Raw genomic sequence first — 15,926 nt, 5'->3', positions numbered from 1 at the left:
GGGCTGCGAGGACTCCGGTCAGGAGGTTCGAGTGGGCGCTGGCCAGGGGTCTGCAGGGGCGCCGGCCGGGAGTCTGCGAGGACGTCGGCCAGGAGGTCCGAGTGGGCGCTGGCCGAAGGGGCCGTGGGGACGTCGGCCAGGGGCCCCGCGAGCGCGTCGGCCAAAGGAACTGCGGGGCGTTGGCCACGGCCTCGGGGTCCGCGAAGGCGGCGACCAAGGAGACCGTGGGGTGTCGGCCAGGGGCCCTGCGAACGCGTCGGCCAAAGGAACTGCGGGGCGTTGGCCACGGCCTCGGGGTCCGCGAAGGCGGCGACCAAGGAGACCGTGGGGCGTCGACCACAAGGGCCGTGGAGCGTCGTTCGGCGGAGTTCGTGGCGCCGGTCGAATGGGCCCGTGGGGGGCGTCGGCCAAAGGGTCCGGGTGTGGGCCTTTGGACGCTGGCACCGGACCTGGGTTGCCCGGGGCCGGGGGCAGCAACCGGGGGCCGGCGCATGCAACCGGGGCTGGGGGCACGCGACCGGGGTCGGGGTTCAGGGCGCTGGATGGGGCCTCGGTCACCGGCGTGACGGGGCTCTTCGACCGCCGTGGCCGGCAGGACCCGTAACCGGTGCCCCCTCGCATCGCCCCCGTCGCCTGACCCCGGCGGGGTGATCCCGCCTCCGCCGCTCGGCCCTTGCTGGTCGGTCTCTCCACCTGGCCCTCGCGATCGGAAGTCCTCCGCCTGACCTGGTGGGTTGATCTACAGCCTGTTCCTTCGCGGCCGGATTCCCGTCGCCTGACCCGTAGGGGTCACCCCTCTCCAGCCAACTCCCCGCCCGCACCAGCCAACTCCTCGCCCGCACCAGCCAACTCCCCGCACGAAGAACTCCTTACCGCCCACCCTCGTCGCGCACGGCGCGTGGCGAGCCGTTTTCGGAGATGTAGCTTCATGGCACCACGTACCAGCCGGCGCTCGACTCGACGGTCCGTCGTCGGGCAGTCCGCGCATTCGTCGGGCGGTCAGGCCGTCCCCGCCGCCCCCGGGTCCGCGTCCGATTCGTCTTCGGCGGGTGGTGGGCGGCGGGCCGGTCGGCGGTCGGGGGCGCGGCGCGGGCGGGCCGTGGGACACGGCGGCGGCGGGGCCGCGCACGGGGCGGCGCCGCCGCCTGAACGCAAGCGACTGGTGCCGCTGCGCCTGCGCCACCTGCTGCCCCTGCTCGTGCTGTTCGCGATGATGGCGATGCTGATGCTGCGCGGCTACGTGCACAGCGAGATCCTCGCCGACTACCGCATCCACCCCGAGGCCGCCGCCGACAAGGTGCCGGAGAAGATCCTCGACGGCGGTCCGGTCGTCGACACCCGCAGCGGCCACCAGAGCAGCCTGGACGTGCCGGACCACAAGATCGTGCTCACCTTCGACGACGGCCCCGACCCGAAGTGGACACCCGAGGTCCTCGACGTCCTGAAGAAGCACCACGCGCACGCCGTCTTCTTCATCACCGGCACCATGGCCTCCCGCTATCCGGACCTGGTCCGGCGGATGGTGGACGAGGGGCACGAGATCGGGCTGCACACCTTCAACCACCCCGACCTCTCCTACCAGTCGAAGAAGCGCATCGACTGGGAGCTCACCCAGAACCAGCTGGCCCTGGCGGGCGCGGCCGGCATCCGGACCTCCCTCTTCCGGCCGCCGTACTCCTCCTCCGCCGACGCCCTCGACGACGTCTCCTGGCCGGTCACCGAGTACGTCGGCTCCCGCGGCTACCTCACCGTCTTCACCACCGCCGACAGCGAGGACTGGCGCAGGCCGGGCGTCCGGCAGATCATCCGCAACGCCACACCGCAGCACGGCAGGGGCGCGATCGTCCTCATGCACGACTCCGGCGGCGACCGCCACCAGACGGTCCAGGCCCTCGACGCCTACCTCCCCGAACTCCAGGCGAAGCGCTACACGTTCGAGAACCTCACCGAGGCCCTGCGCGCCCCCAGCGCGCACACCCCGGTCACCGGGCTCGACCTGTGGAAGGGCAAGGCCTGGGTCTTCCTGGTCGAGGCCTCCGACGACATCACCGGCGTCCTCGTCGTCGGCCTCGCCGTCATCGGCGTCCTCGTCTTCGCCCGCTTCGGCCTGATGCTGCTGCTGTCCGCGATCCACACCCGCCGCACCCGCCGCAAGGGCTTCGTCTGGGGCCCCGACGCGCCCGTCACCGAACCCGCGTCCGTGCTCGTCCCGGCCTACAACGAGGCCAAGTGCATCGAGAACACCGTGCGTTCGCTGATGAAGAGCGAGCACCCGATCGAGATCCTCGTCATCGACGACGGCTCCAGCGACGGCACCGCCCGCATCGTCGAGGACCTGAACCTGCCCGGCGTCCGCGTCGTCCGCCAGCTCAACGCGGGCAAGCCGGCCGCGCTCAACCGGGGCATCGCCAACGCCCGGCACGACCTGATCGTGATGATGGACGGCGACACCGTCTTCGAGCCCTCCACGGTCCGCGAACTCGTCCAGCCCTTCGCGGACCCGAAGGTCGGCGCCGTCGCCGGCAACGCCAAGGTCGGCAACAAGGACACCCTCATCGGCGCCTGGCAGCACATCGAGTACGTGATGGGCTTCAACCTCGACCGCCGTATGTACGACGTCCTGCGCTGCATGCCCACCATCCCGGGGGCCGTCGGCGCGTTCCGCCGCACCGCCCTCGACCGGGTCGGCGGCATGAGCGACGACACCCTCGCCGAGGACACCGACATCACCATGGCCATCCACCGGGACGGCTGGCACGTCGTGTACGCGGAGAAGGCGCGCGCCTGGACCGAGGCGCCCGAGTCCGTCCAGCAACTGTGGTCCCAGCGCTACCGCTGGTGCTACGGCACCATGCAGGCGATCTGGAAGCACCGCCGTGCGCTGGTCGAGCGGGGCCCCTCCGGGCGCTTCGGCCGGGTCGGCCTCCCTCTCGTCTCGCTCTTCATGGTCGTCGCCCCGCTCCTCGCGCCGCTCATCGACCTCTTCCTCGTCTACGGCCTGCTCTTCGGCCCGACCGGCAAGACCATCGCGGCCTGGTTCGGCGTCCTCGCCGTCCAGGCGGGCTGCGCGGCCTACGCCTTCGTCCTGGACCGCGAACGCCTCACCCCCCTCATCTCCCTGCCGCTCCAGCAACTCCTCTACCGCCAGCTGATGTACATCGTCCTGCTGCAGTCCTGGATCACCGCCCTCACCGGCGGCCGGCTGCGCTGGCAGAAACTGCGGCGCAAGGGCCAGGTGGCCGCACCCCCGGGCGCCCCGACGCCGGCCATGGACGGAGGAACGGCCCGATGAACACCCAACCCACGGACACCCAGCCCACGGACACCCAGCCCACGGACACCCAACCCATGCCCGAAGCCGCGACAACGGCCGGCACGGCAGCTGAGTACGAGACGAAGAGCGAGACGAAGAGCGAGACACAGAACGAGTCGAGGAGCGGGAAGAAGCCGGGCGGCGGTCGTGACCGCTACTTCGATCTTCTCCGCGGCATCGCCCTCTTCCGTGTCGTCTTCTACCACCTGATGGGCTGGGCCTGGCTGCCCATCGTCTTCCCCTCCATGGGCGTGATGTTCGCCCTCGCCGGCAACCTCATGGCCCGCTCGCTGGCCAGACGTCCCGCGCTGGAGGTCGTACGGGGCCGGCTGCGCCGGCTGCTGCCCCCGTTGTGGCTGCTGGGCGCGGTCGGTGTGACGGGCATGGCGGTGGCGGGCTGGAGTCCGGACGACGACGGGCACCCCGGCTGGTGGTGGCTCCACCTCGGCTACTGGATCCTGCCGCTGAGCGACCCGCCGTACGGCGACGGTCTGCCCGGTGTGCAGGGGCTGATCGGCGACGACTGGGCCGTCGACATGGCCGTACCCCTCTGGTACATCCGCGCCTACCTCTGGTTCGTGCTGCTCTCCCCGCTTCTTCTGCGCGCCCTGCGCCGACTGCCCTGGCCGACGATCCTCGCGCCGGTCGTGCTGTCCGCCGCGCTGGAGTTCGGCGCGCTGTCGGCGCCCAGCTGGCGGCTGGAGGCCAACCTCAGCGACTTCGGCGCGTTCGGCGCGTGCTGGCTGCTGGGCATGGCGCACCAGGAGGGCATCCTGCGCCGGCTGCCCCGCTACGTCGTCCCGTCGCTGGCCCCGGCAGTCGCCGGGGTCGGCCTCTGGTACGCCCTGAGCCACCACCTGCGGGAGGGCCACGACCTCGACGACATGCCGTTCGCGCAGTCCCTGTGGTCGTTCGCGGCGGTCCTGCTGCTTCTGCACATCAGTCCGTCCTGGACCGAGTGGCCGGCCCGGCTGCGCCGCTGGGACCGGATGATCACCCTGCTCAACTCCCGTGCCGTGACGATCTACCTGTGGCACAACCTGTGCATCGGCATCGTGGAGGCCGTGTGGGACCGCCTGTGGGGCGTCCCGTGGCTGGAGGCCAACACTCCCTGGGTCCTGGAGAGCCCGTGGCCGCAGCTGCCGTTCATCTGGCTGCTCACCGCGGCCTGTGTCGTCTGCTTTGGCTGGGTGGAGGACCTGGCGGCCCGCCGCAGGCCCCGGCTGTGGCCGGACGGCCGAGGGGGAGCGCGCCGCGCCTGAGGCGCGCCTTCCCCGCCGGGGGTGTTCGCCGGCGTGCATGGGGTCGTAAAGGGCAGGTCAAAGCGTGTCGGCCGCCGATTCCCGGGGGTGAGGGGGTGTGGAAGACTGCCCGGGCGTTGCGCAAGTGAACAGTGGTCCGGCTGATGGGGGAGATGAGCGCCGGTGAGCAAGCGGCAGGTGCAGAACATGCTGCGGTTGATGGCGGGAGGCGAGCCCGTCGAGCTCACCAGCCCCATGGCCTCCGTGAAGAAACTGGCCCGGCTCGCCTTCGTGGCCCAGCAGTTCGGCTACGAGTACGCGGACGTCCGGCAGGGCGGCTCGCGGGGCAGTGCGCTGAAGATGCTGATCGTCCCCGACCCCGCCCCGCAGGCACGCGCGCGTGCCGCACAGAACTGGGCGCAGTACCCGAACGCCTCCGACGGCGTCTCCCTGCCGCCCGTCGTGCCGGACGCCTTCGAGCTGCTGAAGGCGCGCATCAACTTCGACCTCACCGGCAAGAGCGCCGAGAAGCGCATGGGGTACGGCGCGCTGGGCGTCACCGCCGGCTGCGCGATCCTCGGCGTACGGCTCGGCGGCACGAGCACCGACTTCATCGCGGCCGCCGTCGCCTGGGTCGTCCTCATGGGCGTCTTCGGCATCGGCTTCGTCGTCACCCGGCACCGCAACGCCAAGTTCGCCGCCCGGCTGCAGGCCGCCGGCTTCGCGCCGATGACCGACGGGACCGGACGGGTGCGCTACCTCCCGCCGGGCGCGACGGCCGGATACGGCCAAAATCCGTACGGCGCCGTCCCGACGGGCGGCGGTGGCTACGGACACCCGCAGCCCCAGCCCCATCAGCCCCAGGCCCATCAGCCGCAGCCCCACCAGCAGCCGGGACCGTACGGTCAGCAGCAGCCGTATCCCCAGCCGGGGCCCTACGGTCAGCAGCAGCCGTATCCCCAGCCCGGCCCCTACGGCCAGCAGCAGCCGTACCCTCAGCCTCAGGCCCAGCCCTATCCCCAGCCGTATCCCCAGCAGCCCCACCCCCAGCAGCCCCCGGCGCAGTACCCGCCTCCGGCCCCCGGCCCCTACGGGCAGCAGCCGCCGCGCTGAGCCCTCCCCAAAACCTCTCACCGGGCCGCCGCGCAAGGTGAGAGCAACGTTCCTTTCCGGTCACCCACAGGCACAGCCCGGAAACGCGCCCTCCCTACCTTCGGGACTCATCACCGCTCATCCCCCCGAATCACCCGAGTCCCGGAGCACCGTGGAGGCGTCATGACAGCCCCGAGTACAGCCCCCGCACCCCCTTCCCCCGCGAAGAAGGGGAGCCGCTGGATCGAGGAGTGGGACCCGGAGAACGAGACCTTCTGGAACGAGAAGGGCGAGAAGATCGCCCGCCGTAACCTGCTCTTCTCCGTCCTCTCCGAGCACATCGGCTTCTCGATCTGGACGATGTGGTCCGTGCTGGTGCTCTTCATGGGCCCGGAGTACGGCCTCACCCCGGCCGACAAGTTCCTGCTGACGTCGATGGTGACGCTGGTCGGGGCGGTCGTGCGGGTGCCGTACACCTTCGCCGTCGCGATCTTCGGCGGCCGGAACTGGACGATCATCTCCGCCGGTCTGCTCCTGATCCCCACGATCGCCGCGTTCACGGTGATGAAGCCCGGGACCTCCTTCGACACGTTTCTGCTGGTCGGCCTGCTGGCGGGCATCGGCGGCGGCAACTTCGCCTCCTCGATGACCAACATCAACGCCTTCTTCCCGCTCCGTAAGAAGGGGTGGGCGCTCGGGCTCAACGCGGGCGGCGGCAACATCGGCGTGCCCGTCATCCAGCTGATCGCCCTCGCCGTCATCGGCGCGAGCGGCGGCCCGCGCGTGCTGCTCGGGATCTACATCCCGCTGATCCTGATCGCCGCGACCCTCGCCGCGCTGTACATGGACAACCTCGCGTCCGTGAAGAACGACACCGGCGCGGCGATCGACTCCGCGAAGGACGCCCACACCTGGATCATGTCGTTCCTCTACGTCGGGACGTTCGGGTCGTTCATCGGTTACTCCTTCGCCTTCGGTCAGGTGCTGACCAACCAGTTCGGCCGGACGCCCCTCCAGGCGGCCTACCTCACCTTCATCGGCCCGCTGCTCGGCTCCCTGATCCGCCCCGTCGGCGGCTGGCTCGCCGACCGCTACGGCGGCGCCCGCATCACCCTGTACAACTACGTCGGCATGGCCGCCGCCACCGCCGTCCTGGTCTTCGCCAGCATGCAGAAGTCGCTGCCGCTCTTCGTCTCCGTCTTCGTGGTGCTGTTCGTGCTCAGCGGCCTCGGCAACGGGTCGACGTACAAGATGATCCCGGGCATCTTCCAGGCGAAGGCCCTCGCCAAGGGGCTCGAAGGGGAAGAGGCGGCTGCCTACGGGCGGCGGCTGTCCGGCGCCTCCATGGGGCTCATCGGCGCGGTCGGCGCGCTCGGCGGCGTCGGCATCAACATGGCCTTCCGGCAGTCCTTCCTCTCCTACGGCTCCGGAACCGGCGCGTTCGTCGCCTTCCTCGCCTTCTACGCGGCGTGCTTCGTGGTCACCTGGGCCGTATACCTTCGTCGTCCGGCGGGCCGGGTGACGGCATCCAGCTCGGCATCCGAGGCGAAGCCGCAGCTCAGCTACGCCGAGGTGTGACGTAACACTGGCGACATGTAGCCGAACCGAGCCTGTCACGCACCGTTGACAGGCTCGTCGGCATGTAGGTGTACACGCGACTTGAGTGCGGGACGAGGGCTATGTACGAGGAACAGCAACAACCGGCCTCCGGCCCCCAGGGCGCCGTCGAACACGGGCCCCTCGTGGGCTTCACCGTGGGCGTGACGGCAGCGCGCCGGGCCGAGGAGCTCGGCGCGCTGCTCCAGCGGCGCGGGGCGGCGGTGCTGCACGCGCCCGCGCTGCGGATCGTGCCGCTCGCCGACGACGGCGAGCTGCTCGCCGCCACCAAGGACCTCATCGACCAGGCGCCGGACGTCGTGGTGGCCACCACCGCCATCGGCTTCCGCGGCTGGGTCGAGGCCGCCGACGGCTGGGGGCTCGGCGAGCAGCTGCTCGCCCGGCTCGGCGGTGTCGAGCTGCTGGCCCGCGGGCCCAAGGTCAAGGGCGCCATCCGGGCCGCGGGGCTGACGGAGGACTGGTCGCCGTCCAGCGAGTCCATGGCCGAGGTGCTCGACCGGCTGCTGGAGGAGGGCGTCGACGGGCGCCGGGTCGCCGTCCAGCTGCACGGCGAGCCGCTGCCGGGGTTCGTGGAGTCGCTGCGGGCCGCGGGCGCGGAGGTGGTCGGGGTGCCCGTCTACCGGTGGATGCCGCCGGAGGACATCTCGCCGCTCGACCGGCTCCTCGACGCAGCTGTCTCGCGCGGACTGGACGCCATCACCTTCACCAGCGCGCCGGCGGCCGCGTCCCTGCTGTCGCGGGCTGAGGAGCGCGGGATGCTGGCCGAGCTGCTCGCCGCCCTCAACCACGACGTGCTGCCGGCCTGCGTCGGCCCGGTCACCGCGCTGCCGTTGCAGGCGCTGGGCGTGGACACCGTCTCCCCGGAGCGGTTCCGGCTCGGGCCGCTCGTGCAGTTGCTGTGCCAGGAGCTGCCGGGGCGGGCCCGGGCGCTGCCGATCGCCGGGCACCGGGTGGAGATCCGGGGGCATGCGGTGCTGGTGGACGGGTCCCTGAGGCCGGTGCCTCCGGCGGGGATGTCGCTGCTGCGGGCGCTGTCGCGGCGGCCGGGGTGGGTCGTGCCGCGGTCGGACCTGCTGCGGGCGCTGCCGGGGGCGGGGCGGGACGAGCATGCCGTCGAGACGGCGATGGCTCGTCTGCGGACGGCCCTCGGGGCGCCGAAGCTGATCCAGACGGTGGTGAAGCGGGGGTATCGGCTGGCGCTGGACCCGGCGGCCGACGCGAAGTACGCGGACGCGTAGGTCTTTGGGCGGGTTGTCCCGCACCCGGGGTCGGGGTGGCCGTCCCGGGGGCAGCCGCCCCAGACCCCCGCTTCGGCCCCGAAAGGGCCTCGTCCTCAGACGCCGGACAGGCTGGGAAGCACTGACCTGCGTCGCGAGGCCCAGGGGGTTCCGGTTACCGCCCCGGCACTGGCACTGTGAAGAAGAACGGTTTCCTCATGAGTGCCTCTCGGCTGGCGGTGACACGCGCATGGACGAGCTGCGGTTCGATGCCGGACGGATCTGTCTCGACCTGCTCGCGACCGCGCACCCCCTCGAACGGCTGGACGCCGTGGCGCCGTTGGATGCGTGGATCCGCGGCTGCGGGCTCGTCCCGCCGGGCACCGCGCTCGGCCACGCGGACGCCTCCTGGCCGCCGGCCTTCCGGGAACTGCGTCGCACCGTCGGCCAGTTGGTGCACGGCTGGCTCGCCCGGGGCGACGCCGGGTCGTACGACCTCGCCCTCGCCCGTGTCAACGAGGTCGCCCGGGCCGCGCCCCCGACCCCCTGTGCCGTACGCGGCGAAGACGGTGCGCTCGTGCGGGCGTTGGACGGGCCGCCGGAGTGCGCCGCGCTGCTCGCCGCCGTGGCCCGGGACGCGGTGGAGCTGCTGACCGATCCCGTCGCCCGGGCGGCGCTGCGGCAGTGCGCGGGGGACAACTGCCCGATCGTGTACGTGGACACGTCCCGGGGGCGTCGGCGGCGCTGGTGTTCCAGTGAGGTCTGCGGGAACCGGGAGCGGGTCGCCCGGCATCGCCGGCGCGCGGCGGCGCTCGCGCGGACCTGACGAACCTTCGCCTCTCCAACTGCCCTGTCTGGTATGCGGCTTTCGTGGAGTCGGGTCGGTCCAACTGTCGAAGTGATTTCGATTACATGCCGTTTACTCGTGTCGCGCCCCGGGCAGTCGGCCCGATCTTGTCGCTGTGGCGAAAATGTAAAGAAAACGGGGTGGGAATGTGCCGCCATGTCCCCCTCGTCATGACACTCAGAAGAAAAGTGTCGCCGTGGTTTGAACGCTCAACACCCCGCTCCCGTACCCGTCGTCGAGCGACCGACTGGGGGAACCCCCGGACACCGGAGGTGGGCGTGCGCAAGGATGCGGCCGTGGCCAATGAACGTGGATCGAGGGCCCGACATCGCATGTCCCAGCCCTCGGAACCTGACGAGGAGCTGATGCGTGCTCTGTATCGGGAGCATGCCGGACCCCTGCTTGCGTATGTCCTGCGCCTGGTTGCCGGAGACCGGCAGCGTGCCGAGGACGTCGTACAAGAGACGCTCATCCGTGCCTGGAAGAACGCCGGTCAGCTCAATCGAGCGACCGGATCGGTACGCCCCTGGCTGGTGACGGTCGCACGCCGCATCGTCATCGACGGCCACCGCAGCCGGCAGGCCCGGCCGCAGGAGGTCGACCCGTCGCCGCTGGAGGTCATTCCTGCGGAGGACGAGATCGACAAGGCGCTGTGGCTGATGACGCTGTCCGATGCGCTCGACGACCTGACCCCGGCTCACCGGGAGGTGCTCGTCGAGACGTATTTCAAGGGGCGTACCGTCAACGAGGCGGCCGAGACGCTGGGCATACCCAGCGGCACCGTGCGCTCACGGGTCTTCTATGCCCTGCGGTCGATGAAGCTGGCTCTTGAGGAGCGGGGGGTGACGGCGTGATGAGCGGTTACGGGGGATTCGGAGCAGGTGGTTCGGGTATGTCTGGCCCCATGCAGGGATCAGTGGGATCTCCGAGCCCGAGCGAACACGAGACCGTCGGCGCCTACGCCCTCGGCATCCTCGACGACGCCGAGGCGACCGCCTTCGAGATGCACCTCGCGGGCTGCGAGTGGTGCGCTCAGCAACTGGACGAGCTAGCCGGCATGGAGCCCATGCTGGCCGCCCTGGCGGACCTGCCGGGCACCGGCACGCCCGCCATCGGAGACTCCCTGTCCGCCCGCCCCAGCCCGCGCCTCGCGGAACGGCTGGTCGACGAGGTGTCCGAGCGCCGGGCGCAGAAGCGCCGCCGCTCCTTCTTCCTCGTGGCGGCCGCGGCCGCGCTGATCATCGGCGGCCCGCTCACGGTGCTGGCGGCGACCGGCGGCGACAGCGGGACCAAGGGGACCGAGGCGAGCGCCACCAAGTCCGCCAACGCCGCCAAGTCGACCTTCGACACGCTCTCCGACCGGGTCTCGGCGACCGACTCCGCCTCCAAGGTCTCCGCGACCGTCGCCATGGGCGAGAAGGCGTGGGGCACGGAGATCGGCGTCGAGCTGAAGAACGTGACGGGCCCGGAGAAGTGCTCGCTCATCGCCGTCGGCAAGAACGGCGAGCGCGAGACGGTCTCCTCCTGGTCGGTCCCGGAGTGGGGTTACGGCCTGCCGAACGCCAAGACCGAACAGGCGAAGAACCCGCTCTACGTCGTCGGCGGCGCGGCCTTCGCTCCCAACGACATCGACCACTTCGAGGTCATGACCTTCGACGGCAAGAAGCTCGTCCAGGTCGACGCGTAGCCTCACCGGCCCCCTTCGCGTACGGTTGACGGCTGCCCAGCACGTCAGAAGGGGGCCCGGTGGCCGCTCAGGCACAGCAGGAAACCGCGGTCGTATCGGTCCAGGAAGCCGCACCGGATTCGGTGCGGGACCGAGAGATCAGCGTGGAACAGGAACACCTCGACCGGGTGTACCGCCGCCTCGAGGAGAAGATCGACGAGGCCGAGTTCCTCATGAACGACGCGGCCCAGCGCGGCCAGGTCGGCACGCCCGGCGCCCTCGCCGAGCGGGACGCCCAGGTGTTCCGCGCGGGCGTCCACCTCAACCGGCTCAACAACGAGTTCGAGGACTTCCTCTTCGGGCGGATCGACCTGCTCCTCGGCAAGGACGGCAAGAAGGGCCCCGACGGCGCCTACACCGCCGTGGAGCCCGCGGAGGGCGCCGTCAGGCCCGACAGCACCGCCGACATCGCCGAGACGCTCCACATCGGACGGATCGGCGTGCTCGACTCCGAGTACGCCCCGCTGGTCATCGACTGGCGGGCGCCGGCGGCAGCCCCCTTCTACCGGTCCACCCCGGTCGACCCGGGGCGCGTCGTCCGGCGTCGCGTGATCCGCTCCAAGGGGCGCCGGGTCCTCGGCGTCGAGGACGACCTGATGCGTCCCGAGCTGACGGCCTTCCTGGACGGCGACGAGCTCGCCGTCATCGGCGACGGCGCCCTCATGGCCGCCCTCGGGCAGGCCCGCAGCCACACCATGCGGGACATCGTCGCCTCCATCCAGGCCGAGCAGGACCTCGTCATCCGCGCCCCCGCCGCCTCCGTCACCTACGTCGAGGGCGGCCCGGGAACCGGGAAGACCGCGGTCGCCCTGCACCGGGCGGCCTACCTCCTCTACCAGGACCGGCGCCGGTACGCGGGCGGCATCCTCATCGTCTCGCCCACCCCGCTGCTGGTGGCGTACACCGAGGGCGTGCTGCCCTCCCTCGGCGAGGAGGGCCAGGTCGCCATCCGCGCCATCGGCTCCCTCGTCGACGGCGCCGAGGCCACCCTGTACGACTCCCCGGCGGTGGCCCGCGCCAAGGGCTCGTACCGGATGCTGAAGGTGCTGCGGAAGGCGGCCCGCGGCGCGCTGGAGAACGGCGGCAGCGGCAGCGGCGCCGGCAGCGGCGGCGGCCAGGGCGCGGGGCAGCTCAGCTTCGACGAGCCCCCGGCCCCCTCCGGCGCCGGCGCCACCCCCGCCCGTCTGCGCGTCGTCGCCTTCGGCCGCCGGCTGGAGCTGGAGGCCGCCGACCTGGACCGCGTCCGGCAGAGCGCCCTCAGCGGCACCGCCCCCGTGAACCTGCTGCGCCCCCGCGCCCGCAAGCTGCTCCTGGACGCCCTGTGGGAGCGCTCCGGCGCGGCCGGCCGGCACACCGACCCCGAGCTCGCCGCCGAGCTGCGCTCCTCCTTCGACGAGGACGTGACCACCGAGGACGCGTTCATCGCCTTCCTCGACGCCTGGTGGCCCGAGCTGACCCCGCAGGCCGTCCTGGCGGCCATGGCCGACGAACGACGGCTCGGCCGCTGGGCCCGCCGCATCCTCAACCCCGGCGAGGTCCGCAGGATCGCCCGCTCCCTCAAGCGGGACGGCCGCTCCGTGCACGACATCGCCATGCTCGACGAGCTCCAGTCGATCCTCGGCGCCCCGGTGCGTCCGAGGAAGCGCCGCGAACTCGACCCGCTGGACCAGCTCACCGGCCTGGAGGAGCTGATGCCGGTGCGTGAGGAATCGCAGCGCGAGCGCGCCGAGCGGCTCGCGCAGGAGCGCGTCGAGTACGCGCACGTCATCGTCGACGAGGCGCAGGACCTCACCCCGATGCAGTGGCGCATGGTGGGCCGCCGCGGCCGGCACGCCACCTGGACGGTCGTCGGCGACCCGGCCCAGTCCTCCTGGTCCGACCCCGACGAGGCCGCCGAGGCCCGCGACGAGGCCCTCGGCACCCGCCCCCGCCGCCGCTTCCAGCTCACCGTGAACTACCGCAACCCGGCCGAGATCGCCGAGCTGGCCGCGAAGGTGCTGGCGCTGGCCATGCCGGGCGCCGAGTCCCCGTCGGCGGTCAGGTCGACGGGTGTCGTACCGCGCTTCACGGCCGTCACCGACAGCCTGGCGTCGACCGTCCGCGCGGAGGCCGAGCGGCTCCTCGACCGGGTCGACGGCACCGTCGGCGTCGTCGTCGCCATGAACCGCCGCGAGGAGGCCAGACGCTGGCTCGCCGGGCTCGGCGACCGCGTGGTGGCCCTCGGCAGCCTGGAGGCCAAGGGCCTGGAGTACGACGCCACGGTCGTGGTCTCTCCGGCGGAGATCGCGGACGAGAGCCCGGCGGGCCTGCGTGTGCTGTACGTGGCGCTCACCCGGGCCACGCAGCAGCTCACGGTCGTCTCCGGGGACCGCGACGAACCGGACGCGAACGGCGTCCCGGACCTCCTGCGGGACTGAACAGCCGACGGTTTCCTGTGAACTGCCCGGACGGGAATGGCGATCGGGGATCCGTTTGTTAGCCTGGGTGTGACACCGGCTCGATCCAAGCCCCCGGGCCCAACCTTCGTCGCTACGAGCGACCACTTGCCGCGAGGCGAGCATGGCGGGTCGGTGTCATGAACGCAGGAGAGGCCCACATCACCGCGTGTGATGTGGGCCTCTTTTATTGAGAACAAAACGATCGCAATCCCGGGCGGCTTTCACGTACTCGTCGGTAGGTGCGACGATCGGACGGCAAACCCGCGACCCAGCAGTGCAGAGGAAGTCGGCCATGGCAACGGCGCCCAGCGTCTCCTACTCGATGACGGTCCGGCTGGAGGTGCCCGCGAGCGGTACCGCGGTCTCCCAGCTCACCGGGGCCGTCGAGTCCCACGGAGGCTCGGTGACGGGCCTCGACGTCACCGCTTCCGGGCACGAGAAGCTCCGCATCGACGTCACCATCGCCGCCACCTCCACCTCCCACGCCGACGAGATCGTCGAGCAGCTGCGCGGCATCGAGGGCGTCACCCTCGGCAAGGTCTCCGACCGTACGTTCCTGATGCACCTCGGCGGCAAGATCGAGATGGCGTCGAAGCACCCCATCCGCAACCGTGACGATCTCTCGATGATCTACACGCCGGGTGTGGCCCGCGTCTGCATGGCGATCGCCGAGAACCCCGAGGACGCCCGCCGCCTCACCATCAAGCGCAACTCCGTTGCGGTCGTGACGGACGGCTCGGCCGTGCTGGGCCTGGGCAACATCGGCCCGAAGGCCGCGCTGCCCGTGATGGAGGGCAAGGCGGCCCTCTTCAAGCGGTTCGCCGGCATCGACGCCTGGCCGCTGTGCCTGGACACCCAGGACACCGACGCGATCGTCGAGATCGTGAAGGCGATCGCCCCGGGCTTCGCGGGCATCAACCTGGAGGACATCTCCGCCCCGCGCTGCTTCGAGATCGAGGCCCGCCTGCGCGAGGCCCTCGACATCCCCGTCTTCCACGACGACCAGCACGGCACCGCGATCGTCGTCCTCGCCTCCCTCACGAACGCCCTGCGTGTCGTGGACAAGGGCATCGGGGACGTCCGGGTCGTCATGTCCGGCGCCGGCGCGGCCGGCACGGCCATCCTCAAGCTGCTGCTCGCGGCCGGCGTGAAGAACGCGGTCGTCGCCGACATCCACGGCGTCGTCCACGCGGACCGCGAGGACCTCGTCGACGCGGCCCCCGGCTCGGCGCTGCGCTGGATCGCCGACAACACCAACCCCGAGGGCCTCACCGGCACCCTGAAGGAGGCCGTGCGCGGCGCGGACGTCTTCATCGGCGTCTCCGCCCCGAACGTCCTCGACGGCGCCGACGTGGCCGCGATGGCCGAGGGCGCGATCGTGTTCGCACTCGCGAACCCGGACCCCGAGGTGGACCCGGCGATCGCCCGCCAGACGGCCGCCGTCGTGGCCACCGGCCGCTCCGACTTCCCCAACCAGATCAACAACGTGCTGGTCTTCCCGGGCGTCTTCCGCGGCCTGCTGGACGCGCAGTCCCGCACGGTCAACACCGACATGATGCTGGCGGCTGCAAAGGCCCTGGCCGAGGTCGTGAGCGACGACGAGCTGAACCCGAACTACATCATCCCGAGCGTCTTCAACGACAAGGTCGCCGGCGCGGTGGCGGGGGCGGTGCGGGAGGCCGCCAAGGCGGTCGGCGCGTCGGCCTCGTAGGCTCTGGGGCGTAAGGTGCGGGGCCGGTGCGGCTGTGAGGATCGCCACGACGGCCCCGCGACGGCGCGTCGCGGAACCTCGCGCCGATCGCGGCCCTCTAGGGTTGCGCCGGGCCAAGCCCCCTTCGTGTGACACACATGGGTTGTCTCACGCCTGAGTGCGGGTGCCGGATTGGCTTTCCCGCCGCAGGTAGGGGCAGGATGCGTCTTTGGGCGCGAGCACAACGACTTCGCTGTGCCCCACATGCGGCTCCGCCGCGTGGCACGCCTCAACGGCAAGAAGAACACGGGAGTAACAACATGAACCGCAGTGAGCTGGTGGCCGCGCTGGCCGACCGCGCCGAGGTGACCCGCAAGGACGCCGACGCAGTGCTGGCCGCGTTCGCCGAGGTCGTCGGCGACATCGTCTCCAAGGGCGACGAGAAGGTCACCATCCCCGGCTTCCTGACCTTCGAGCGCACCCACCGTGCCGCTCGCACCGCGCGCAACCCGCAGACCGGCGACCCGATCCAGATCCCCGCCGGCTACAGCGTGAAGGTCTCCGCGGGCTCGAAGCTCAAGGAAGCGGCCAAGGGCAAGTGACGCTCCGCTGAGAGCGATGTAGGCCATACGAGGGGGGCGGGCCCCCGCGTTCGGGGGGCGCCCCCCCCCGGGGTGCGCGCCACCATTGCCACCACGGCCCGCCCGGGGGAGTGGGCCGGCCCGCGCCGCCTGCCGAGCCCGCG

At 71.5% G+C, this 15,926-nt stretch carries 11 protein-coding genes; all 11 read left to right on the top strand.

The features are described from left to right. Nucleotides 1-1,219 precede the first annotated feature (1,219 nt). The 11 genes from ACIBAF_RS22555 to ACIBAF_RS22505 all read left to right on the top strand — a co-directional run bounded on the left by ACIBAF_RS22555 (nt 1,220) and on the right by ACIBAF_RS22505 (nt 15,783). Nucleotides 1,220-3,292 carry a glycosyltransferase gene (locus tag ACIBAF_RS22555; protein ID WP_399465221.1) on the top strand — a complete coding sequence of 691 codons (2,073 nt, stop codon included), beginning with the start codon at nt 1,220-1,222 and terminating at the stop codon, nt 3,290-3,292. Continuing rightward, a complete protein-coding gene (locus ACIBAF_RS22550) occupies nt 3,289-4,575 on the top strand; it encodes an acyltransferase (RefSeq protein ID WP_399465116.1) in 1,287 nt (428 codons plus the stop codon). The genes ACIBAF_RS22555 and ACIBAF_RS22550 overlap by 4 nt, the downstream gene beginning before the upstream one ends. A 162-nt stretch (nt 4,576-4,737) precedes the next feature. Next, nucleotides 4,738-5,667 (top strand): hypothetical protein, encoded by a 930-nt coding sequence (locus tag ACIBAF_RS22545; protein WP_399465114.1) that lies wholly within the window; start codon nt 4,738-4,740, stop codon nt 5,665-5,667. Between the two features lie 162 nt (nt 5,668-5,829). After that, the gene (locus ACIBAF_RS22540) at nt 5,830-7,224 is read left to right on the top strand and encodes a nitrate/nitrite transporter (protein ID WP_399465112.1); all 1,395 of its coding nucleotides are present in this window, start codon (nt 5,830-5,832) and stop codon (nt 7,222-7,224) included. Nucleotides 7,225-7,325: 101 nt separating this feature from the next. Next, nucleotides 7,326-8,501, top strand: a complete 1,176-nt coding sequence (locus ACIBAF_RS22535; RefSeq protein WP_399465110.1) for a uroporphyrinogen-III synthase — start codon at nt 7,326-7,328, stop codon at nt 8,499-8,501. A gap of 229 nt (nt 8,502-8,730) precedes the next feature. Then, nucleotides 8,731-9,306, top strand: a complete 576-nt coding sequence (locus tag ACIBAF_RS22530; protein ID WP_399465108.1) for a CGNR zinc finger domain-containing protein — start codon at nt 8,731-8,733, stop codon at nt 9,304-9,306. A gap of 353 nt (nt 9,307-9,659) precedes the next feature. Beyond that, nucleotides 9,660-10,181, top strand: a complete 522-nt coding sequence (locus tag ACIBAF_RS22525) for a sigma-70 family RNA polymerase sigma factor (protein ID WP_010039908.1) — start codon at nt 9,660-9,662, stop codon at nt 10,179-10,181. A 50-nt stretch (nt 10,182-10,231) separates the two neighbouring features. After that, a complete protein-coding gene (locus ACIBAF_RS22520; protein WP_399465106.1) occupies nt 10,232-11,014 on the top strand; it encodes an anti-sigma factor family protein in 783 nt (260 codons plus the stop codon). A 59-nt stretch (nt 11,015-11,073) separates the two neighbouring features. Then, the gene (locus ACIBAF_RS22515; protein WP_399465104.1) at nt 11,074-13,470 is read left to right on the top strand and encodes a HelD family protein; all 2,397 of its coding nucleotides are present in this window, start codon (nt 11,074-11,076) and stop codon (nt 13,468-13,470) included. A gap of 313 nt (nt 13,471-13,783) precedes the next feature. Continuing rightward, nucleotides 13,784-15,202, top strand: a complete 1,419-nt coding sequence (locus ACIBAF_RS22510) for an NAD-dependent malic enzyme (RefSeq protein WP_399465103.1) — start codon at nt 13,784-13,786, stop codon at nt 15,200-15,202. Nucleotides 15,203-15,501: 299 nt separating this feature from the next. Then, nucleotides 15,502-15,783 carry an HU family DNA-binding protein gene (locus ACIBAF_RS22505; protein ID WP_004000874.1) on the top strand — a complete coding sequence of 94 codons (282 nt, stop codon included), beginning with the start codon at nt 15,502-15,504 and terminating at the stop codon, nt 15,781-15,783. The last annotated feature ends 143 nt before the right edge of the window (nt 15,784-15,926 follow it).

It is taken from the genome of Streptomyces sp. NPDC051677 (assembly GCF_044453465.1).
GTDB lineage: Bacteria > Actinomycetota > Actinomycetes > Streptomycetales > Streptomycetaceae > Streptomyces.
This window is presented reverse-complemented; position numbering and strand designations above follow the sequence as displayed.

What these genes read in the sequence shown, in the direction of transcription:
- ACIBAF_RS22555 (WP_399465221.1), top strand. Translation starts at nt 1,220, where the DNA reads ATGCTGATGCTGCGCGGCTACGTGCACAGCGAGATCCTCGCCGACTAC.
- ACIBAF_RS22550 (WP_399465116.1), top strand. Translation starts at nt 3,289, where the DNA reads ATGAACACCCAACCCACGGACACCCAGCCCACGGACACCCAGCCCACG.
- ACIBAF_RS22540 (WP_399465112.1), top strand. Translation starts at nt 5,830, where the DNA reads ATGACAGCCCCGAGTACAGCCCCCGCACCCCCTTCCCCCGCGAAGAAG.
- ACIBAF_RS22535 (WP_399465110.1), top strand. Translation starts at nt 7,326, where the DNA reads ATGTACGAGGAACAGCAACAACCGGCCTCCGGCCCCCAGGGCGCCGTC.
- ACIBAF_RS22530 (WP_399465108.1), top strand. Translation starts at nt 8,731, where the DNA reads ATGGACGAGCTGCGGTTCGATGCCGGACGGATCTGTCTCGACCTGCTC.
- ACIBAF_RS22525 (WP_010039908.1), top strand. Translation starts at nt 9,660, where the DNA reads ATGTCCCAGCCCTCGGAACCTGACGAGGAGCTGATGCGTGCTCTGTAT.
- ACIBAF_RS22520 (WP_399465106.1), top strand. Translation starts at nt 10,232, where the DNA reads ATGCAGGGATCAGTGGGATCTCCGAGCCCGAGCGAACACGAGACCGTC.
- ACIBAF_RS22510 (WP_399465103.1), top strand. Translation starts at nt 13,784, where the DNA reads ATGGCAACGGCGCCCAGCGTCTCCTACTCGATGACGGTCCGGCTGGAG.
- ACIBAF_RS22505 (WP_004000874.1), top strand. Translation starts at nt 15,502, where the DNA reads ATGAACCGCAGTGAGCTGGTGGCCGCGCTGGCCGACCGCGCCGAGGTG.